The sequence below is a fragment of the Methylobacterium sp. 001424705 genome (assembly GCF_059816145.1).
The window spans coordinates 75,316-95,236 of the sequence record NZ_JCBANU010000011.1; the positions used below are offsets into that span (position 1 = coordinate 75,316).

19 protein-coding genes are annotated in these 19,921 nt (G+C 70.4%); 8 read left to right on the forward strand and 11 right to left on the reverse strand.

What is annotated here, in order from left to right:
* Positions 1–213: 213 nt before the first annotated feature.
* The 5 genes from AC6EUL_RS10520 to AC6EUL_RS10540 all read right to left on the reverse strand — a co-directional run bounded on the left by AC6EUL_RS10520 (position 214) and on the right by AC6EUL_RS10540 (position 6,516).
* Positions 214–3,132, reverse strand: a complete 2,919-nt coding sequence (locus tag AC6EUL_RS10520) for a bifunctional [glutamine synthetase] adenylyltransferase/[glutamine synthetase]-adenylyl-L-tyrosine phosphorylase (protein WP_499870037.1) — start codon at positions 3,130–3,132, stop codon at positions 214–216.
* Between the two features lie 3 nt (positions 3,133–3,135).
* The gene (locus tag AC6EUL_RS10525) at positions 3,136–4,548 is read right to left on the reverse strand and encodes a sensor histidine kinase (RefSeq protein WP_056350483.1); all 1,413 of its coding nucleotides are present in this window, start codon (positions 4,546–4,548) and stop codon (positions 3,136–3,138) included.
* A complete protein-coding gene (locus AC6EUL_RS10530; RefSeq protein ID WP_499870038.1) occupies positions 4,545–5,255 on the reverse strand; it encodes a winged helix-turn-helix domain-containing protein in 711 nt (236 codons plus the stop codon). The genes AC6EUL_RS10525 and AC6EUL_RS10530 overlap by 4 nt, the downstream gene beginning before the upstream one ends.
* A 180-nt stretch (positions 5,256–5,435) precedes the next feature.
* Positions 5,436–5,948: a DUF3016 domain-containing protein gene (locus AC6EUL_RS10535; RefSeq protein WP_056217447.1), complete on the reverse strand. Its 513-nt coding sequence runs from the start codon at positions 5,946–5,948 to the stop codon at positions 5,436–5,438.
* Between the two features lie 31 nt (positions 5,949–5,979).
* Entirely contained in the window at positions 5,980–6,516 is a 537-nt protein-coding gene (locus tag AC6EUL_RS10540; RefSeq protein WP_056216945.1) for a DUF2244 domain-containing protein, read from the reverse strand.
* 20 nt (positions 6,517–6,536) lie between these two features.
* Here AC6EUL_RS10540 and nth point away from each other — a divergent pair, with 20 nt between their 5' ends.
* Both nth and purC read left to right on the forward strand, forming a co-directional pair.
* Entirely contained in the window at positions 6,537–7,271 is a 735-nt protein-coding gene (nth, locus tag AC6EUL_RS10545; protein WP_082501105.1) for an endonuclease III, read from the forward strand.
* A gap of 271 nt (positions 7,272–7,542) precedes the next feature.
* Positions 7,543–8,337: a phosphoribosylaminoimidazolesuccinocarboxamide synthase gene (gene purC, locus AC6EUL_RS10550; protein ID WP_055955211.1), complete on the forward strand. Its 795-nt coding sequence runs from the start codon at positions 7,543–7,545 to the stop codon at positions 8,335–8,337.
* 285 nt (positions 8,338–8,622) lie between these two features.
* Here the strand turns inward: purC and AC6EUL_RS10555 are convergent, their stop codons facing one another.
* From AC6EUL_RS10555 to AC6EUL_RS10570, 4 genes are all read right to left on the reverse strand, one after another.
* Positions 8,623–10,302, reverse strand: coding sequence for a glycosyltransferase family 2 protein (locus AC6EUL_RS10555; protein ID WP_499870039.1), 1,680 nt, complete (start codon positions 10,300–10,302; stop codon positions 8,623–8,625).
* A gap of 24 nt (positions 10,303–10,326) precedes the next feature.
* The gene (locus AC6EUL_RS10560; protein WP_499870040.1) at positions 10,327–12,243 is read right to left on the reverse strand and encodes a glycosyltransferase family 2 protein; all 1,917 of its coding nucleotides are present in this window, start codon (positions 12,241–12,243) and stop codon (positions 10,327–10,329) included.
* Between the two features lie 130 nt (positions 12,244–12,373).
* Positions 12,374–13,039 (reverse strand): hypothetical protein, encoded by a 666-nt coding sequence (locus tag AC6EUL_RS10565; protein WP_499870041.1) that lies wholly within the window; start codon positions 13,037–13,039, stop codon positions 12,374–12,376.
* A 55-nt stretch (positions 13,040–13,094) separates the two neighbouring features.
* Positions 13,095–13,625, reverse strand: coding sequence for an invasion associated locus B family protein (locus AC6EUL_RS10570; RefSeq protein WP_108039224.1), 531 nt, complete (start codon positions 13,623–13,625; stop codon positions 13,095–13,097).
* A gap of 192 nt (positions 13,626–13,817) precedes the next feature.
* On the opposite strand from AC6EUL_RS10570, the gene AC6EUL_RS10575 reads away from it, so the two are divergent.
* Complete coding sequence (locus tag AC6EUL_RS10575) at positions 13,818–14,195, forward strand: hypothetical protein (protein ID WP_056269842.1); 378 nt, start codon at positions 13,818–13,820, stop codon at positions 14,193–14,195.
* 7 nt (positions 14,196–14,202) lie between these two features.
* On the opposite strand, the gene AC6EUL_RS10580 is transcribed toward AC6EUL_RS10575, so the two are convergent.
* Together AC6EUL_RS10580 and AC6EUL_RS10585 are read right to left on the reverse strand one after the other, a co-directional pair.
* Positions 14,203–14,937 (reverse strand): M48 family metallopeptidase, encoded by a 735-nt coding sequence (locus AC6EUL_RS10580; protein ID WP_499870042.1) that lies wholly within the window; start codon positions 14,935–14,937, stop codon positions 14,203–14,205.
* A 56-nt stretch (positions 14,938–14,993) separates the two neighbouring features.
* Positions 14,994–16,295, reverse strand: coding sequence for a polyhydroxyalkanoate depolymerase (locus tag AC6EUL_RS10585; protein WP_499870043.1), 1,302 nt, complete (start codon positions 16,293–16,295; stop codon positions 14,994–14,996).
* A gap of 189 nt (positions 16,296–16,484) precedes the next feature.
* Between AC6EUL_RS10585 and AC6EUL_RS10590 the strand changes: the two genes are divergently transcribed.
* The 5 genes from AC6EUL_RS10590 to purQ all read left to right on the forward strand — a co-directional run bounded on the left by AC6EUL_RS10590 (position 16,485) and on the right by purQ (position 19,920).
* Positions 16,485–17,870: an ActS/PrrB/RegB family redox-sensitive histidine kinase gene (locus tag AC6EUL_RS10590; RefSeq protein ID WP_056269847.1), complete on the forward strand. Its 1,386-nt coding sequence runs from the start codon at positions 16,485–16,487 to the stop codon at positions 17,868–17,870.
* Between the two features lie 54 nt (positions 17,871–17,924).
* On the forward strand, positions 17,925–18,527 hold the full coding sequence (locus tag AC6EUL_RS10595) for an ActR/PrrA/RegA family redox response regulator transcription factor (RefSeq protein ID WP_056216919.1): 603 nt from the start codon (positions 17,925–17,927) through the stop codon (positions 18,525–18,527).
* Positions 18,528–18,645: 118 nt separating this feature from the next.
* On the forward strand, positions 18,646–18,882 hold the full coding sequence (locus AC6EUL_RS10600) for a hypothetical protein (protein ID WP_056216916.1): 237 nt from the start codon (positions 18,646–18,648) through the stop codon (positions 18,880–18,882).
* A gap of 115 nt (positions 18,883–18,997) precedes the next feature.
* On the forward strand, positions 18,998–19,237 hold the full coding sequence (purS, locus tag AC6EUL_RS10605; protein WP_056269849.1) for a phosphoribosylformylglycinamidine synthase subunit PurS: 240 nt from the start codon (positions 18,998–19,000) through the stop codon (positions 19,235–19,237).
* Complete coding sequence (gene purQ, locus AC6EUL_RS10610; protein WP_499870044.1) at positions 19,237–19,920, forward strand: phosphoribosylformylglycinamidine synthase subunit PurQ; 684 nt, start codon at positions 19,237–19,239, stop codon at positions 19,918–19,920. The genes purS and purQ overlap by 1 nt, the downstream gene beginning before the upstream one ends.
* Position 19,921 lies beyond the last annotated feature (1 nt).

The following is a 19,921-nucleotide window of genomic DNA, read 5'->3' on the forward strand; positions in this document are numbered from 1 at the left end:
GGGACCGATCCGCTCGTCGGCAACCCACGCGCAGCACCACGTCATCCCGGAGCCGCGCAGCGGAGTCCGGGATCCAGACACACAGGTGGTGCAGGACTTTCCCTCGTCTGCGGCTCTGGATTCCGGGCTCGCCTGTGGCGCCCCGGAATGACGGTGCGCTGCCGTCGGTGATCGCGCTGCCGGGACGGAGGGCATCGGCCCGCCCCCTCGTCCTCACCCCGCCATCAGGCGCTCGAACAGCGCGCGGATCTCCATGCGCGCTTCGTCGAGCCCGGCGACCAGCCGGTTCGAATCCGGTGAACCCATCGCCACCGCGAGGCGCGAGAGGGCCACGGGCGAGGCCTCGGCCGGGTCGCCCTCCACCATCAGGCGCTGCCAGTGCAGCACGTCGTCGAACTGGCGGTAGGCTTCGATCAGGCGCTCCGCCGCGGGGCGGGCGAGGTCGCCGTGGTCGGCGGCCTTCGCGAACACCGCGCAGGCCCCGAGACCGACGAGGTCCGGCCGCCGGTGGGCCAGCCCGAGCACCAGGGCCTGGGCCAGGAAGTCGAGGTCGAGGAGGCCGCCGGGGGCGAGCTTGAGGTCGAGGGGGCCGCGATGGCCCTTCTCCCGCTCCACGAGGGCGCGCATCTCCCGCACCGCGCGCCGCACGTCGGCGGGGTCCCGCGGTCGGGCGACGACGGCGCGGATCTCGCCGTCGAGCTCGGCGCCGAGGCCCGCATCGCCGGCGATCACCCGGGCGCGGGTCAGGGCCATGTGCTCCCAGAGCTCCGCCTCCTCGGCATGGTAGCTGCGGAAGCTGCGCCACTGCACCGCCACCGGGCCCTGGCCGCCGCCGGGCCGCAGGCGCAGGTCGACCTCGTAGAGATGGCCGCGCCGGGTCGGCACCGTGAGGGCGGCGACGATGCGCTGGGCGAGACGGTTATAGGCCACCGCCGCGTCGAGGGGCTTCGGGCCGGCGCTGGTGCGGTCGTCGGGGTCGAAGTCGTAGACCAGCACGAGGTCGAGGTCGGAATCCGCGGTGAGCTGGCGCGCGCCGAGGCGCCCGAGGCCGAGCACCGCGAGGCGTCCCTTCGGCACCGCCCCGTGCTCGGAGAAGAAGGTCGCGGAGACGCGCTCCACCGTCACGGCGATCACCGCGTCGGCGATTCCCGCGAAGGCGCGGCCGGCCTCCTCGGGCGAGAGGATGCCGGAGAGGAGCCGGGCGCCCGTGAGGAAGCGGAGCTGGCGGGCGGCGTCGCGGATCCGGTCGAGGAAGTCCTCGTGGTCGCTCGCCTGACCGAGGCGGGCGCGAACCTGCTGCGCCAGGGCCTCGGCATCCGCGCTGGCATCGGCGAAATCCCGGTCGATCACCGCGTCGAGGACGTGCGGGCTGAAGGCGACGGTCTCGGCGAGGCGCGGCGCCGTACCGAGGAGGTCGGCGAAGAGCAGGCGCAGGCGCTCGTTCGAGCGCAGGATGGTGAGGAGTTCGAGGGCCGCCGGCATCCGGGCGAAGGCCCGGTCGAGGGTGTCGAGGGCGGCGTCCGGATGGGCGGTGCCGCCGAGCGCCTGCATCAGCACCGGCACCAGCTCGGTCAGCACCTCGCGGGCGCGGGGCGTCCGCACCGCCGGCCGCCGGCCGAAATGCCAGCCGCGCACGGTCTCCACCGCCCGCTCGGGCTCGCGGAAGCCGAGCTTCTCCAGGGTCGCGAGGGTCGCCGGGTCGTCGCCGGTGCCGCTGAAGACGAGGTCGCCGACATCGGAGGACAAGTCGGGCTCGGCCTCGAACAGCAGGGCGTAGTGGCCCTGCACCCGGCGGGCCTGGTGGAACAGGGCGGCCTCGAAGGCGTCCCGCGTGGCGAAGCCTGCGAACCGCGCGAAGCGCTCGAGCTCGTCGGCCTCGCTCGGCAGGCGCTGGGTCTGCTCGTCCCGCAGCATCTGCAGGCGGTGCTCGATGGTGCGCAGGAAGCCGTAGGCCGCCGTGAGGTCGTCGCGGGCGGTGGCGTCGATCCAGCCGTCGCGGGTCAGGCCGTCGAGCATGGCGACGGTGCCGCGCCCGCGCAGCTCGGGCCGGCGCCCGCCGAAGACGAGCTGCTGGGTCTGGACGAAGAACTCGATCTCGCGGATGCCGCCGCGCCCCAGCTTGATGTCGTGGCCCGCCACCGCGATCGTGTCGTGGCCGCGCACCGCGTGGATCTGGCGCTTCATCGCGTGCACGTCGGCGATGGAGGCGAAGTCGAAGTATTTGCGCCAGACGAAGGGGCGCAGGTTCGCCAGGAAGGCCTCCCCGGCCGGGATGTCGCCCGCGATCGCCCGCGCCTTGATGTAGGCCGCCCGCTCCCAGTTCTGGCCGAGGTTCTCGTAATAGACGTAGGCGGCGTTGAGCGAGAGGGCCGCCGGGGTCGAGCCCGGGTCCGGGCGCAGGCGGTAATCGACCCGGTGGACGTAGCCGTCGGCGGTGCGCTCCTGCAACAGCTTGGCCATGCCCTGCGCCAGCTTGCTGAAGAAGGGCGTCGGCGGCAGGTCGGCCTTCAGGGGGGCGGTCTCGGGGTCGAAGAAGACCACGAGGTCGATGTCGCTCGAATAGTTCAGCTCGCCCGCCCCGTGCTTGCCGAGCGCCAGGACGATGAGCCCGGAGCCGGCCTGGGGTGCGCTCGGATCGCGGGGCAGGAAGCGCCCGGCCGCCGCGGCCTGGAGCAGCATGGCGTCGGCGGCCGCCCGCACCGAGGCGTCGGCGAAGTCCGAGAGGGCCTGGGTCACCGTGGCCAGGGGCCAGAGCCCGCCGAGATCGGCCAGAGCGACGAGGAGCGCGTGCTCCGCCCGGTTCTGCCGCAGCGCGCCGGCGACGGCGTCGAGGTCGGGCCCGCGGCCCGCATCCCGCTGCCGGGCGACGAGGGCGGCCAGGGCCGCCTCCGGCTCGGCCTCGACGAGGGCTGCGAGGCGCTCGGGCGCCCGGGCGACCAGCTGCCAGAGAAACGGGGAATGGTCGGCGAGGCCGAGGAGCAGGGCACGCAGGGGCGCGTCGAGGAAGCCCGCCGGCCAGGCGGGCGCCACCTCGGCGAGGCGCGCGGCCGCCCCGTCGGGATCGGACAGGACCGGGGCGGCGGACAAGCGCGCCCGAAGGCGGCGGCTCTGCGCGTCGGCGGCCTGGTTCATGCCCTACCCTCCCGTCGGATCTCCGGCCGGCAGGGTTATCACGACGGCGAGCCCGGGGGCATGGTCTTCCAGCGCCAGCGTGCCCTGGTGCAGGCGCACCACCGCGTTGACGAGGCTCAGGCCCAGGCCGAAGCCCGGCCGGGAGCGCGCCTCCTCCAGCCGGACGAAGCGGTCCAGCACCCGGCCGCGGGCCTCGCTGGGGATGCCCGGTCCGGAATCGGCGACGCCGAGGCGCAGGGTGTCGCCGATCCGCGCGGCGCTGAGGCGGATCTCGCCGCTGGCCCCGCCATACTTCACCGCGTTGTCGATGAGGTTGGCCAGCGCCTGCCCGATCAGCTCGCGGCTGCCGCGCAGGGTCAGGGGGGCGCCCTCCGTCTCGACATGCAGCGCCAGGCCCTGCTCGGAGGCCAGGGGCTCGTAGAGCTCGGCCACGGCCTGGACCACGGCGGCGACGTCGAAGGTCTGGAAGTCCTCGCGGGCGTTCACGCCCTCCAGCCGGGCGATCATCAGGAGCGCGTTGAAGATCCGGATCAGCCCGTCGCTCTCCTCGATCACCCCCTCCATCGCGGCCCGGAGGGCGTCCGGCGTCTCGGCCGTGCGCAGGGCCTCCTCGGCCCGGTTGCGCAGGCGGGTCAGGGGCGTCTTGAGGTCGTGGGCGATGTTGTCGGAGACGTCGCGCAGGCCGCGCATCAGCTCGCCGATGCGCTCCAGCATGGCGTTGAGGTTGCGCGCCAGCCGGTCGAGCTCGTCGCCGGTCCCCGCCACCGCGAGGCGACCGTCGAGGTCGCCCGCCATGATCCGGCGGGTGGTCTCGGTCATGGCGTCGACGCGCTTCAGGACCCGGCTGGCGATGAACCAGGCGCCGATCACGCCCAGCACCACCACCAGCCCCACGGACGAGCCGAAGGTCCGCCCGATCACCGCCCGCAGCCGGTCGCGCTCGGCCACGTCGCGGCCGACGAGGAGCCGGAAGCCGCCGGGCAGGACGAAGATCTGCATGATCGCCCGGTGCTCGACGTCGCGCGCGCCCCCGATGCGGGCATAGTTGGCCTCGGTCTGGCCGGGATCGACGATGAGCCCGGTGGGCAGGGCGTCGATGTTGCCGACGAGGCGCTCGCCCGCCGCGTTGGTGACGAGGTAGAGGGAGGCCCCGGGCTCGCCGGCGCGCCGCTCCACGGCGGAGATCAGGCGCCGCAGGCCCCCGACCTTGTACTGCTCGGACAGGCCGTTGATCTCGGCCTCGATGGTGGAGACCATCTGGTCGTCGAGCGCCCGGCTGGCGTTCCAGGCGACGTAGCCGAGCGCCAGCAGCGCGAAGGTGGCGAACACCACCAGATAGGCGAAGGACAGCTTGAAGGCCGTCGTCCGGAACAGGTTGCCGAGGCGCCCGGCCGGGGCGTCGTCGAGATTCGTCACGACGCCGGGCCGGCGCCGCGCGCCTCGTCGACACGCAGCACGTAGCCGGTGCCGCGCACGGTGTGGATGATCGGGTGCTCGAAATCCTTGTCGACCTTGGCGCGCAGGCGCGAGACGTGGACGTCGATGACGTTGGTCTGCGGGTCGAAATGGTAGTCCCAGACATGCTCCAGCAGCATCGTCCGGGTCACGACCTGGCCGGCATGGCGCATCAGGTACTCGAGCAGGCGGAATTCGCGCGGCTGCAGCGCGATCTCGTGGCCCGCCCGGGTGACGCGGTGGGACAGGCGGTCGAGCTCGAGGTCGCCGACCCGGTAGGCGGTGGCCTCCGCGGCCGTGCCCGGCCCGGCCCGGCGGCGGGCCAGCACCTCGGCCCGGGCGAGGAGCTCGGAGAAGGCGTAGGGCTTGGGCAGGTAGTCGTCGCCTCCGGCCCGCAGGCCCTTCACCCGGTCGTCCACCTGGCCGAGAGCCGAGAGGATCAGAACCGGCGTGGTCACGCCCTGCTCGCGGAGCGAGCGGATCAGCGACAGGCCGTCGAGCTTGGGCAGCATGCGGTCGACGATGAGCACGTCGTAGTCGCCCTCCTGGGCCAGGGCGTAGCCGTCGAGGCCGTCGGACGCCTGGTCCGGCACGTGGCCGGCCTCGCGAAACGCCTTGAGCAGGTACGCGACCGCCTCGCGGTCGTCCTCGATGATGAGCAGACGCATGGGACGGAGTGATAGGGGCTCGCCCGTCCGCGCGAAACCGCCTTGTCCGGCAACGCTCATGCCGCATCCCTCCTCGCCGGGTCGATGGCCCGGAGCATGGGAAGCGGCGGGTTGCGCGACGCTGGCGGAAACATGACGTTTTGGTCATGTGGCGGCCCCCGCCGCCACGGGGCGGCGCGCCTATTCGGGCCGCGGCCCCGGACCGCCGGCGCGCCCGGAGAGCCGGGTGCGGGCCCAGTCGCGCAGCAGGGCCTCCTCGTAGCCGAAGCTCCCGAAGGCCGCGGCGGCGCGGGCGCCGAACAGGAAGTTGATGTCGGTCAGGCGCTCCTCGCCCCCGGCGATCCGGCGGCCGCCCCGCCGCAGGTCGTAGCGCAGGCGGATCGCCGGCGGGGTCACGTCACTGACGATCCGCAGGCCCGAGGGGATGTTCAGGTCCGGGCGCACGAAACCGGCCCGGTCGATGTCGAGGACGTCCACCACCAGCGTCTCGTCCGGTCCCATCACCCGCAGGGCCGAGGCCTCGATGATGCGGCGGATCTCCGCGAGGGTGCCGCGCAGGCCGGGCCCCGAGCCGTAGCGGTCGTCGGCGTCGGTGTAGCGCTCCGGCGCCACGAAGCGGACGGTGACCTGTGCCGGCGCCGCCGCGCCGTCCCGCGAAAAACCGGCGCTGGCCAGCCCCGCGCCGATCAGCACGGCCAGCCATCCGCGCCCGCGCCGACTCACCTCAATAGCCCTTCTTCACCTGCGCCAGCGCGCGGGTCAGGCCCTCGGCGATCACCTCGCGCTCCGGCGGCGAGGCGTCGCGGGCGACCACCACGAATTCCCGGCGCGATTCGAGGGTCAGGGTCTGCATGCCGTACTCGTCGTCCTCGACCCGGGTGAGCTTGGTCCAGAGGGGGTTGAAGCGCCATTCCCGGCGCTCGCCCCGATGGGTCACCCGGGCGAGCATCACCTCGATCGGGGTGATCGCCACTTCCTCGAAGGAGCGACCGCGCCGGAAGCTCGCCTTCAGCGCCACGTAGAGGGCGATCATGTCGAGGCCGAAGAAGCCGGCCACGGGCCAGAACCCGGCCCGGACGCAGGCGATCGAGGTCACGAGGGAGACGGCGCAGCACCCGATCATCACGTTGCGGAAGCCGTCGGGGCTCAGGGATTGGTGCGGCCGGATGGTGGCCTGGAAGACAGGCCGATCCATGCTGTCGGGATCGAGGCCGTCCGGATGCCGGCCGATCGGAGGGACGTGGTCATTGCCGCTCGCCATGCGGGGAATATAACGCAGGGATGCCCAGCCGACAGCCGACCCGACCCCGGAAATCGCCGATCTCCGCGCGCCTCGCCGCGCCGATCGTCGCAGAGGCGCCCGCCACGCCCGATCCCGTCGGCCCGGAGGCGGTGTCGGAGATCTTCGCACGGCTCAGCGCGGCCAATCCGGAGCCGCGCGCCGAACTGGAATTCCAGAACCCCTTCACCCTTCTGGTGGCGGTGGTGCTCTCGGCCCAGGCCACCGACCGCAGCGTCAACCTCGCCACAGCGCCGCTCTTCGCCATCGCCGACACGCCGGCCGCGATGCTGGCCCTCGGGGAAGAGCGGGTGCGCGACTTCATCCGCACCATCGGCCTGTTCAACACCAAGGCGAAGAACGTGATCGCCCTGTCGCGCATCCTGGTGGAGGAGCATGGCGGCGAAGTGCCCCGCACCCGCGAGGCCCTGGAGGTGCTGCCGGGCGTCGGCACCAAGACCGCGAGCGTGGTGCGCAACGTCGCCTTCGGCGAGGAGGCCATCGCGGTCGACACCCACATCTTCCGGGTCTCCAACCGGATCCCGCTGGTGGTCGCCCCCACCACCGACAAGGTCCAGGCCGGGCTCGAAGCCCTTGTGCCCGCCCCCTACCGGCTGAACGCCCATCACTGGCTGATCCTGTTCGGCCGCTACATCTGCAAGGCACGCAAGCCCGAATGCTATCGCTGTCCCATCGCCGACCTCTGCCGTTTTCCGGCCAAGACGCCGGCGCCCTGACCCGGAGGCGCGCCCCTCCCGGCGGCGCTTCCTCCGGCCGGCCTCGGCCGCCGCGCCCTTGCCTCCGGCACGGACTCCCCGTTATCACCCGGCCTCTCCCTGAACGGCATGGGTCCCATCCGGCCAGCGCGTTGTGCTGCCAGCCGCCTTCGGGTAGTTTGCGCCACGGTCGCGGAGGCTTTCGACGTACGACGTGTCTCTCGGCCCGGCCCCATTCACAGGCCGCCACGCCGCGGATTCCGCATCGTTCGCTCGCAAGGAGTCACGGCCCATGGACTTCCTCAAACCACGGTACACGCCTATGAACCGCCGCCGTCGCATCTACGAGGGCAAGGCGAAGGTCCTCTACGAGGGTCCGGAGCCGGGAACGCTCATCCAGCACTTCAAGGATGATGCCACCGCCTTCAACGCGCAGAAGCATGATGTCATCGACGGTAAGGGCGTACTGAACAACCGGATCTCCGAGTTCGTCTTCCAGCACCTCAACGACATCGGCGTGCCCACGCACTTCATCCGCCGCCTGAACATGCGCGAGCAGCTGATCCGCGAAGTCGAGATCATCCCGCTCGAAGTGGTGGTGCGCAACGTCGCCGCCGGCTCGCTCGCCACCCGCCTCGGCCTCGAGGAAGGCACGCAGCTGCCGCGCTCGATCATCGAGTTCTACTACAAGAACGACGCGCTCAACGACCCGATGGTGTCGGAAGAGCACATCACGGCCTTCGGCTGGGCGACCCCCCAGGAGATCGACGACATCATGGCGCTGGCCATCCGGGTCAACGACTTCCTGTCCGGCCTCTTCCTCGGCGTCGGCATCCGCCTCGTCGACTTCAAGATCGAGACCGGCCGCCTCTGGGAAGGCGACATGATGCGCATCGTCGTCGCCGACGAGATCTCCCCGGATTCCTGCCGCCTGTGGGACATCAAGTCGTCGGACAAGCTCGACAAGGACCGCTTCCGCAAGGACCTCGGCGGCCTGATCGAGGCCTATACCGAAGTGGCCAAGCGCCTCGGCATCATGTCCGAGAACGAGAAGGTCCAGACGGGCGGCCCCCGCCTCGTCCAGTAAGACACGCCGACCGGCCCCGCGGGTTTCGATCGCGCGGGCCGGCTGGGTTTTTCGAACGGCGACTCCTGAACCAGCGGTCGTTGGCGGATGGCACCGCGCCGTCATTCCGCGCCGTCGCAGGCGAGCCCGGCCCCGAAGGGGCGCGCCAGCGGCGTGCAATCCAGAACCGCCGACGCGGCGTCGTATCCGGCACTTCCTGCGTGTCCGGATCCTGAACTCCGCTGCGCGGCCCCAGGATGACGGGGTGCTGCGTGAGGGTTCCCGGACCTGAAGCCGGCTTGACGCTCACCGCAGATCCACCGCGCCCGCCTCCGGCCAGTCCGGGCGCAACCGCGCGTAGGTGCCGAGATCGGGGTCGAACCCCGGGTGATAATGGGGGTCCTGCGCCAGCAGCGGCCCCCATCGTTCGTGGAAGGCCGCGACTTCGCGCCCGTGGCGCGCCCGGGCCGCGACCGTCCAGCGCCGGCTCGCGGCCTCGTCGTGGCGCAGCACCGCCCCCGGGACGAACAGGGTGCGGTAGCCCGCCGCCCCGAGGCGCAGGCACAGGTCGACGTCGTTGAAGTCGACCGCGAAGGCGCCCGCATCGAAGCCCCCGACCGCCGCGAACTTGCGCGCCTCCACCACGAGGCAGGCGGCCGTGACCGCCGCCACCGCGCGGGTCGCCCGCAGCCCGCCGAGGTAGCCCGGCGCGTCGCCGGGGAAGAACCGGTGCGCGTGGGTGACGAGCCCGCCCGGCCCGAGCAGCACCCCGCCGTGCTGGATGCGACCCTGCCCATCGAGGAGCTTGGCGCCGACCGCTCCCACATCCGGCCGCAGGGCCTCGCGCACCAGCCGCTCCAGCCAGTCCGGATGCAGGGCGGCGACGTCGTTGTTGACGAAGGCCAGGACCGTCCCCCGCGCCTGCGCAGCGGCCCGGTTGTTCATGCCGGCGAAATCGAAGGGGCCGGGACAGGGCACGATTCGGGCGAGGCCGGCTGCCTCCAGCTCCCTGAAATACGCCAGGGTCTCGGGCGCGCGACTGTCGTTGTCGCAGATCAGGATCTCCCGCTCCGGCCAGTCGGTGCAGGCGACGAGGCTGGCGATGCAGGTCCGCAGGAGATCGACCCGGTCCCGGGTCGGCACGATGAGGCTGACGCGCGGAGGCACCTCCGGCAGGGGGTGCGCCAGGGTGAGCACGCCATCCGCCTCCACCCGGATCGCGACGGCGTGGTCGCCGCGGCGGTCCAGGGCCCGGCGCAGGGTGGCGGCGCGCGCCGCCGGGTCCTGCGCCCCGTCCGCCGCCGCCTCGCTGCGCGAGAGGAGGCGCGGCAGGTGCCCGATCGCCCCGCGCCCGAACCGCTCCGCCACCCGCTCGGTGAGGTCGAGGGCATCGGTGAGCGGCCCCTCCGTCTCGGTGATGGCGGCGAGGGCCGAGGCCCGGACCGCCAGCACGGGGCCGAGATACGGCACCGCCCGGGCGTAGTCGGGGTCGAAGGCGGGACGCAGCAGCGGCATCGCCGGCCCGGTCTCGGGCCCCAGCAGCGCATCGCCGTAGGCGAGCTGGTGCGCCGGGGACCGCGCGAACGCCGCGGCGAGAAGGGCGGTGGCGCCCGGCAGCAGGGCATGACCCGGCGCCGCGAGGACGAGGAGGTCGGCGCCGGAGGGCGGGTCGCTCCCCAGATCCGCGACGGACAGGACCGCGACGGTCTCGCGCGGACGCGCCGCGCCCGCGGTCGAGGTCGTGGTTGCCCGCAGGAGCCGGCCTTGCGCCGCCGGGCTGCAGAGGAGTCCCGCATGGTCGAGGCCGAACAGAGCGGCCGCGGCCTGGCCGGCGCGGACGCGCTTGCCCGCCAGCCGCGCCCGCAGGATCGCCATCCCCTCCCCCCGGTGGCGGAGCAGATGCCCAGCGGCCAGCGCCCAGCGCCGCCAGACCGGGCTCCGGGCCACGCCCGCGAAGGCGAGCGCCGGGTCGGGCCTCCTATTCACGGTCCTGCCTCGTCAAGGTCTTCCCTATTCTAGATCTTCCCCGAACGTCGTCAGCGACAGGTCCGGATGGTAATAGGGATCGTGCCGGATGGTGTCGCGCCAGCGCGCCACGAAGCGGTCGGCCTCCGCCTCGAAGCGCGCCCGCGCCGCTCCGACCGCCGGTCCGCGGCTGGTCGATTCGAGGTGGGCCATCACGGCCCGCGGCGTCCAGAGCGTCCGGTAGCCGGCCGCCGCGAGACGCAGGCAGAAATCGACGTCGTTGAAGTCGACGGCGAAATTGTCCGCGTCGAGGCCGCCGACCGCGTCGAACTTGGCCCGCCCGACCGCGAGGCAGGCCGCGGTGACGGCCGAGACCTCGTGGGCGACCCGCATCCGGCCGAGCATGCCGGGGGTGTCGGCCGGCCGCCGGCGCAGGATGTGCCCGGCCCGGCCCCCGAGCCCCACTACCACGCCGGCATGCTGCAGGGTCCCGTCCGCATAGAGGAGCTTCGCCCCCACCGCGCCGATCTCCGGCCGGCAAGCTTGGCGCACCAGGGCGCTGAGCCAGTCCTCGCGCAGCACCGCGACGTCGTTGTTGAGGAGGACCACCACGTCGCCCCGCGACGCGGCCACGCCGGCATTGATCATCGCGGAGAAATTGAACGGCCCCGGATAGGACAGGAGGCGAACCCGCGGATCCCGCCGCAACGTCTCGTAATGGGCGAGCACCGCCGGATCGGTGGAGCCGTTGTCGACGATGACGAGCTCGATCGCCGGGTAGTCCGTCCCGTTGAGCACCCCGTCGGCGGCGACCCGGATCAGGTCCAGGCGATCCCGGGACGGGATGACGACGCTGGCGAGCGGCGGCGGCTCCGGCAACGCCCAGAGCAGGTCGAACCCCGTCGGATGTGCCTCGACCCGCGCCGGACGGTGGGTCTCGGTGAGGTGCGTTTGAAGAATCGCCGCGTGACGCTCGGCTGAATCCGGCGGCGGAGGCGCCACGCGCGCGAGAACGCGCGGGACATGCGCGACCTCGTCGCGACCCGCGTGGTATACCGCGGCGAGCCCGAAGCGAACCGCGAACGCGTCCGGCGCGCCGAGCGGGATGGCCTTGAGGCGTTCGAGCAGGCCCCCGGCATAGAGGGTCGGGGTGCCGGGATAGGCCGTGGTCAGCGCCAGGTCCGGGCTCCAGTCCGGCTTGAGTGCCGGCGTCGGGTCCGGGCCCTCGCCCTGGGCATCCGCATAGACCATCTGCGGACGGTCCGGCTCCGCCAGGGCGCGAAGCAGGATCGCCAGGGCGTCCGGATCGAGGGTGTCGCCCGGGGCAAGCAGCGCCAAAGCGCTGTCACCATTCAGCAAATCACCGAGGCAGGCCGAGGCCGGCCAGACGCGTTGCGCGATCCGCGCATCGTCCGTGGGGATGGCGACCCCCGCCTCCGACCAGCCCACGACGAGGCGCCAGACCGCGTAACGCTGGGCCTTCAGGCTCGCGATCGTGGCGGCGACCCGCTCCGCGTCCGCCGGCCCGGCCGGCATCACCAGCCGAACCGCCCGCCCTTCCGGCACCGGAGCCGCATCGGCGCGGGTCCGCCGGCGCGCCCAATCCGCGAAATCCGCGACCGGCCTCACCCCGCAGCTCCCCCGGAGGATGTCGCGGGTGCGGCGCTCGTTGCGCCTAAGCCTCTGATAACAAGCGGAAATCGCCCGGAGCGGACGTACGCGCAGGCATTCGGCGAACACGCTCGCCTCCGAACGCAGGCCGACCCGTTCCAGCACGAAGCCGCTGCGTTCGTCGATGGCGAGGTCGATCGCGGCGGCATCCGCCGGCAGGAAGCCGAGCCAGCAGGCCGCCCCCTGCCCCGCCCCGGGCAGGACGAAAAGTTCGCGCCGTCCGTCGTCGCGGGTCAGGCGCAGGAGCGGCCGCAGCGGACGCACGACCGGATTTGCTCGATACATCAACATGATCCAGCGACCGCGCCCATTCTCGGCGAGGCGAAGCCGGTGACCGAAGAGGGGATCATCCGTGGCGTCGAGCGAGAAGGCGACGGGGCGTCCGGATGCGGTCAGGACATCACCTGCGCAGGCTCACCGCTCACTCGGCCGCATCCGTGGCGGGCGCCGCCACGCGATCCTCCGACGTGGCGGAGACCGCGGGCTTCTTCTTTTTCCGCGGCGCCGTCTTCTGCGGCGCAGCCCCGAGACGAACCTCGATGTCGTAGTCGCGGGCCATCGCCGCCGGGACGACGAGATTGTCCTCGACGAAGGAGAACAGTCCCTGCGCCGCCCCCGCGGGCACCGTCACCGGCACCCTGTGGACGCGGGACAGCACGACCTTGTCGCCGGCCTTGATGCTGATCGAGACCGGAGCTTCGAAGCGACCCGGCTTACCGACGGGTCCCAGCAGAACCTGCCCCTCGACGCCGACCTTCACCGACACGGAGCCGTCCTGAAGCTTGGCGCATTCTCGGGCCAGGCGACCGATCGTGACTTGGTGCCGGAGGCTGGTGCCGTCTCCGGCCCGGCCCGCATAGCTCTGGATCGCTGCGCCGCCTTCCGGCACCGCCACCGTCGGGCAATAGGGCGGATCGGCGTCGTCCGGCTGGGACGGCGGCACCGTGGTCCCGCCGAATTTCAGCATGTTCATGAAGACGTTGCCCTCCTCCGCGGAGGTGGGGCCGACCCCGACGCCACTCGCCGCGAGGGTCGCTGCCAGGAGGAGCCCCAAACGCTGCCGGCCCTTCACCCTGCTGAGATTCATGCCGAGATCCCGCATTCTTCGCACCAACCGTCTCACCCGCACGCCGCGAAGCCCATCACTTGAGGCTATCGAAGCCCTGGGCGAATCCCTTCATCGACAGAGGAATGCCGACGCCCTCCTCCGGTGTCTGGAACACGATGAAGGTGGCCTGCGCCCCCCCGCTGAACTGCTTGATCAAGCCGTCATCCATCACGACCTCGGCGACACAGCCCGTCGTCAGACACCGCACGAAGCCGGCGCGGCCCACATCGGTCTTGTCGATCTTCAGGCCGAGGCCGGACGGCAGCAGGACACCGAGCGGCGCGACCACCCGCAGGAGATAGCCGCGGTTGTCGGCCGTCTTCAGGACGATGACGACCAGCGTGAGGTTCGGCCGGTCCTCGGCGGCCAGGTATTGCACCAGGGCGCATTGCTCGGCCTTGGCGCCCGCCGGGGTCTCGCACCGCAGTTGCCAATCGCCGAACGTGTTGCGAACCATCCCCTGGGCGGCTGCGCCCTCGGGCCCGAAGCCGGCGAGCAGGATCCCTGCACCGAGCAGGCCCACCGCGACGCCCCGGGCGACCAGGCCGCGTGCAAGCTGCACCATTCCTCGAAACCCCACGCGTCGACCCTTTCGCATGGCCCGCCGCCCCGCGAACCGTTAACGGAAAACACGGGTGTTCCGACCATGCTGGGCCATCGAATGTCAAGCGAAGGCCGGCCTGCGGGAACCGACTATCGCGCCGCGCGTACAGCCTCTAGTGCTGACAGCCACGCTTGCCCGACAACGGACAGATCCATGCGACTGCGCGCCCCCCTCCTCCTCGCCACCCTCGCCCTCGCCGGTCCAGCCCTCGCGGAGCCGCTCCCCGTGGGCGAGACGACCTATGTCGAGCGCTCCCTCAACCGGGATGGTCCCCTCGTGATCGAGCATCGCCCGGTGGCACGCACGCCCGGCGGCCGGCGCGGCGGAAGCTCGGCCGAGATCGCGGGCTTCTGCCGCGACGGCGGCATCATCCGCCGTCGGGACGAGTTCGGCCGGCCGGTGATCCTGCGCCAGCGGGAAGTCTGCGACAGCGTCGCGCCGCGCACCCTGAACCCGGGCGATGTCGATCCCCGCCCGACCTGGCCGGCCGAGCAAGTCGTACGCGGCCGAGCACTCCGCGTCCGCGGTTGAGCCGACCTCAGCCGTAGCGGTGCAGGGTGGCGCCGTTGCGCTTCAGCCAGCGCTCGGCTTCGTCCACATGCGGGCAGAGCAACCCAACCAGGGTCCAGAATCGTGCCGAGTGGTTCATCTCGCGGAGATGCCCCATCTCGTGCGCCACCAGATAATCGAGCACCATCGGTGGCGCGAAGATCAGCCGCCAGGAGAAATTCAGCTCGCCACGCACCGTGCAGGAGCCCCAGCGGCTTCGCGTGTCGCGTAAGGTGATGCGCGTCGGCCCCTGCCCCAGCTTCTCGGTGTAGCGCGCCACCGCCTCGGTCAGATCACGCCGGGCTTCCCGCTGCAGGAAATCGGTGACCCTTCGCGCGATGTGCGGCGCGTCGCAGGCAACCGAGAGGACGGGCTCCTCGGCAAGCGTCTCGAGCCGGGTGAGCCCGCTTCGACGGTCGCGATGCAGGACCCTGTGCGGCACGCCTCGGATCGGCAGAACGGCGTCCGCCGCAAACAGCACCCGCTCGGGCATGCGCGCCAGCCGAGCCGCGATCCATCCCCCGTGGCTGATGGCAAAGGTTCGGGCGACACCGACCGAGGTGCGCGTCGGAAGCGTCATGACCACTTCGCCGGTAGCACTCGAGACGCGCAGGGTCAGACGACGTGCTGTCGGCCGGCGACGCAGCAGGACGCGGAGGGTCTCGCCCTCGTGCAGGATGTCGAGGTGATCCGGGTCCGCCCCGCGCAGCAACGCCAATCGCATCTCGCCAGCTTAGCCGCTGTCGCGCCCCTTCGCCATCGACCCGAGCGCCCCCATCCTCAGGCAGGCGCCCCCGACAGGTCGGGTTCCGGCCGATGGCTGATTGCCTCTCCTCCCCCCTCGGAATCCCCCATCTGGCGAATGAAGGCGGCGATACGGGGCGCGATGATGGTGCGGTAGCGCGACCCGTTGAACACCCCGTAATGTCCGACAGCTTGCTGAAGGTGATAGGCTTTTCGCTGCGGAGGAAGGTTCGGCGTGAGGTCCAGGGCAGCTTGGGTCTGGCCGACGCCGGAGATGTCGTCGTTCTCGCCCTCAATGGCGAGAATGGCACAGCTACGGATCGCGCCGAGGTCGACGCGGGCGCCGCGATGGATCATCGATCCCCTCGGAAGGGCGTGATCGACGAAGACCGTCTTCACCGTCTGCAGGTAGAACTCGGCCGTCAGATCCATCACGGCGAGATACTCGTCGTAGAACTCGCGGTGCTTCTCAGCCGAATCGCCATCCCCCGTCACGAGGTGGTCGAACATCTCGGCGTGGGCGTTAACGTGACGGTCGAGATTCATCGCCATGAATCCGGAGAGCTGGAAGAAGCCCGGATAGACGCTGCGCCAGACGCCGGGATAGCCGGCGGGCACGGTGGTGATGCAGTTGCGCTCGAACCAGGCCGTCCCGCGCTCCTGAGCCACACAGTTCACGGCGGTCGGTGAACGCCGCGTGTCGATGGGACCACCCATCAGCGTGATCGAGCGCGGCACCGGTGCGTAGCCCTGCGCCTCCATCACGGCGACCGCCGCCAGGACCGGCACGGCCGGCTGACACACGGCCATGACGTGAAGCTCCGGTCCGAGGTCGCGAAACATGTCGATGAGGTAGTCGATGTAGGAATCCAGATCGAACCGCCCGGCTCCGATCGGCACCATGCGCGCATCGGCCCAATCGGTGACGAAGACCTGATGGTCGGGTAGCATGGCCTCCACGGTGCCGCGCAGGAGCGTGGCGTAGTGGCCAGACATCGGCGCGACGATCAGAAGCTTCGGCTGTGGCGCCGTGGGGCCGCGTAAGAAGCTTCGATCGAAGGTGATCACCCGGCAGAAGGGACGCTCCCACACCACTCGCTCGCTGACCGGGACGCTCGTTCCGTCGACGGTGACGCTGGTGAAGCCGAAGGACGGCTTGCCGTAGCGCCGCGTGACCCGCTCGAACATCTCGCAGGCGGCCGCCAACGAGCGGGCATAGGGCGAGTAGGCGAGCGGATTGGCGGGGTTCTGCAGGCCGTGCCTGGCGACGTCGACGATAAGTCGCGCCGGCGTCGTCATCAGTCGGGCGGCCTCGTACCAGAGGTAGGACAAGTTCACGGACCATTCCCCATTTCACGGGCGTCGCTTCCCCGAGCTGCCTGAGAAATGCGCCGTCGGCTCGGCGCTCCACATCGACCTCTGCGGATTCGCTCCCCTCGGTTTAGCGCAAAAGCGATGTCGACAAGAGCGGATGTCCGAACCCGGAGGGATAGACGCGAGACAGCCGGGCCCTATCGTTCCCCTGACATGATCGACATGAGCACCAACGGCTTCGTCCGCGACGCACGGCATCTGCGTCTCGACACCTTCGTGCGCCTCCGATGGCTCGCGATCACCGGGCAAAGTGCGGCGGTGGTCGGGGCGCAATTCGGATTGGGCCTGCCGTTGCCCTTCGGCTGGTGCTTCCTCGTCATCGCCACATCGTCCTGGCTGAACCTCGCGCTGCGCATCCGCTTTCCCGCGAGCTACCGCTTAAGCGACGATTCCGCGGCTCTGCTGCTCGCCTTCGACATCATCCAGCTCGCCGCCCTGCTGTTCCTGACCGGCGGACTGCAGAACCCGTTCTCGCTGCTGTTCCTCGCGCCTGTGCTGATCTCGGCAACCGCCCTGCCGCCGGAACGGACCCTGGCGCTCGGTCTCTTGGCGATCGGCCTCGCGACCCTGCTCGCCCTCGTGCACCGCCCCCTGCCCTGGTTTGCCGACGGGCGGTTGGAACTGCCTTTCCTGTACATCTCGGGCATTTGGACCGCGATCCTGCTCGGAACCGCCTTCACGGGCGTCTATGCCTGGAAGGTCGCGGAGGAGACGCGCCAACTGGCGCAGGCCTTGGCCGCCACGGAACTGGTGCTGGCCCGCGAACAGCACCTGTCACAGCTCGACGGGCTCGCGGCCGCAGCCGCTCACGAACTCGGTACGCCGCTCGGCACCATCATGGTGGTCACCAAGGAGTTGACCCGTCAATTGGCGACGACCGCCAGCCCTTCGGTGCGGGAGGACCTTGCGCTCCTGCGCGACCAAGTCGATCGCTGCCGTGGTATCCTCTCAAAGCTGACGTCGCTCGACAGCGACGAGGCCGGCTTCCTGCAGACGGTCAGTCTAAGCCACCTCGTGGAGGAGCTCGTCGAGCCGCAGCGTGCCATGGGCATCATCCTCGACGTCTCCAACCAGGGAGAGGGTCCGGAGCCGGTTTGCCGGCGCAATCCGGGCGTGATGTTCGGCCTGGCCAACATCGTGGATAACGCAGTCGACTTTGCCACCGAGCGGGTCATCATCGAGGCGCGCTGGACCCTCGAGCGGGTTTGGCTGGAGATCCGGGACGACGGACCGGGTTTCTCGAGCGAAGTCCTGCTCCGGGCCGGCGAGCCCTACGTGACGACCCGGAGCCCGGATCGGTCCCGCAGCCCTGACAGCACCGGCGCCGGTCTGGGCCTCGGACTTTTCATCGCCAAGACCCTGATCGAACGTTCCGGCGCGCAGCTGACGTTGTCGAACGTCTCGCAACATGAGGCGACGGGCGCCGTGGTTCGTGTCAGCTGGGCGCGTCACATCTTTGAGCGAGGCGCCTCGACGGTCGATCATGCGCAATTGAGTAGTGGGCAACCCCTGACGGAAACGGGTGCGACACCTATATGAAGATCACAGCAGAACCCTATTGAAGATGGTTCGTGAACTACGGAGGAGCGTCGGATGCTGACGCAGACTGGAACCACGGCGCCGAGTGCTGAGATCGCTCAGCTCGCCGACAATGACCCCCTGGCCGCTTTCCAGGATCGCACTCTGCTGATCGTCGATGACGATAAGCCATTCTCGACCCGGCTGGCCCGTGCCATGGAGATGCGCGGCTACGAGGTGCAAGTTGCCGAAAGCGTCGCCGAAGGCGTCTCGATGGTCGACGTCCGTCCGCCGGCCTTCGCGGTCATCGACATGCGACTCGGCGACGGCAATGGGCTCGACGTGATCGCTCGCCTGAAGGAGCGCCGCCCGGACGCACGGGGGGTTATTCTCACCGGCTACGGCAATATCGCGACGGCGGTCACGGCCGTGAAACTCGGTGCGTTCGACTATCTAGCCAAACCAGCCGACGCCGACGAGATCCATGGGACGCTGATGGCGCAGCCGGGCGAGCGGGCTGACCCGCCGGAGAACCCGATGTCAGCGGACCGGGTGCGCTGGGAGCACATCCAGCGTGTCTACGAACTGTGCGGACGAAACGTTTCCGAGACGGCGCGTCGCCTGAACATGCACCGCCGGACGCTTCAGCGTATCCTGGCCAAGCGCGCCCCACGCTGAAGGTCGGGGTCGAAACGAGGGCGACATTGCGCGACCCGTCCGGTTCGCGCTACGTCGCCCTCGATCATGTTTGCGCCGGGTCTCCCGCGCGTGAAGCCGGTAACGGGGCGACGCTTCAGTGAACACGCGCAATCTCATCACCATCCTGAGCATGATGGTTCTCGTCGGCACAGAGGTGTTCGCCGTCGCCATCGCGGCGGGCTGGGCTCTCGCCGGCCTCTTCGACCTCGGCGACACGGTGGGGCATGTACTGATGGCGCTGTTCAGCCTCTTCGCAGCTTGGGTGATGCTGCAACTCTGGCGGCGCGCGACGAGCATTGAGCCTCTGCGGGGGCCAGATCCCACCACACGCTGATCGGAACACACAGCTTCGACGTTTATGCGCGGCCGCTCTTGGGCCGTTTCGCGTTGCTTGCCTGGCATTTCCCGATTATCGGCAGGGTGCCCCGACACCAGACGAGTTCGAACCCATGAAAGCACGCATCATCGTCACCCTGAAGACCGGCGTGCTGGACCCGCAGGGCAAGGCGATTGAGGCAGCCCTGACGTCGTTCGGCTTGTCCGGTATCGACAGCGTCCGCCAGGGGAAGGTTTTCGACGTCGAGATCGTGGGAGAGGACCGCGCGGCTGCAGAGGCGACGCTGAAGAGCGCCTGCGAGAAGCTGCTCGCGAACACGGTCGTCGAGAACTACGCCATCGAGATCGCCTGATGCGCGCTGCCATCATCGTTTTTCCAGGCTCCAACCGCGATGCGGATGTGGCCCGAGCCTTGACCCAATCGGGTGCGGAGGTCGTGAAGGTTTGGCACGCGGATACCGCGCTACCGGCCGGCACCGATCTGGCCGTGCTGCCGGGGGGATTTTCGTACGGCGATTACCTCCGCTGCGGCGCCATCGCCGGCCGCGCAGCCGCGATGGATGCCGTCCGTGCGCACGCCGCGCGGGGCGGCTTGGTGCTCGGCATCTGCAACGGCTTCCAGATCCTGTGCGAGTCCGGCCTTCTGCCGGGCGTCCTGATGCGGAACGTGGACCGGCGCTTTATCTGCCATCGCCAGCTGCTCCGGGTGGAGCGTGCCGACACCCGTTTCACCTCGGCCTATGCCGAGAATCAGGTCATCGACGTCTGCGTGGCTCACGGCGAGGGCAATTACTTCGCAGACCCGGATACCATTGCGCGTCTCGAAGGTGATGGCCGGGTGGCGTTCCGCTACGCGGACGCGGCTGGCAACCTCACCGTGGACGCCAATCGCAACGGCTCGCTGAATTCCATCGCGGGCATCTACTCCGAGAAACTCAACGTGCTCGGCCTGATGCCGCACCCGGAGAATTTCGTAGAGGATCTCGTCGGCGGGACCGACGGGCGCGGCCTGTTCACGAGCTTGGCAGCGGCGTAGC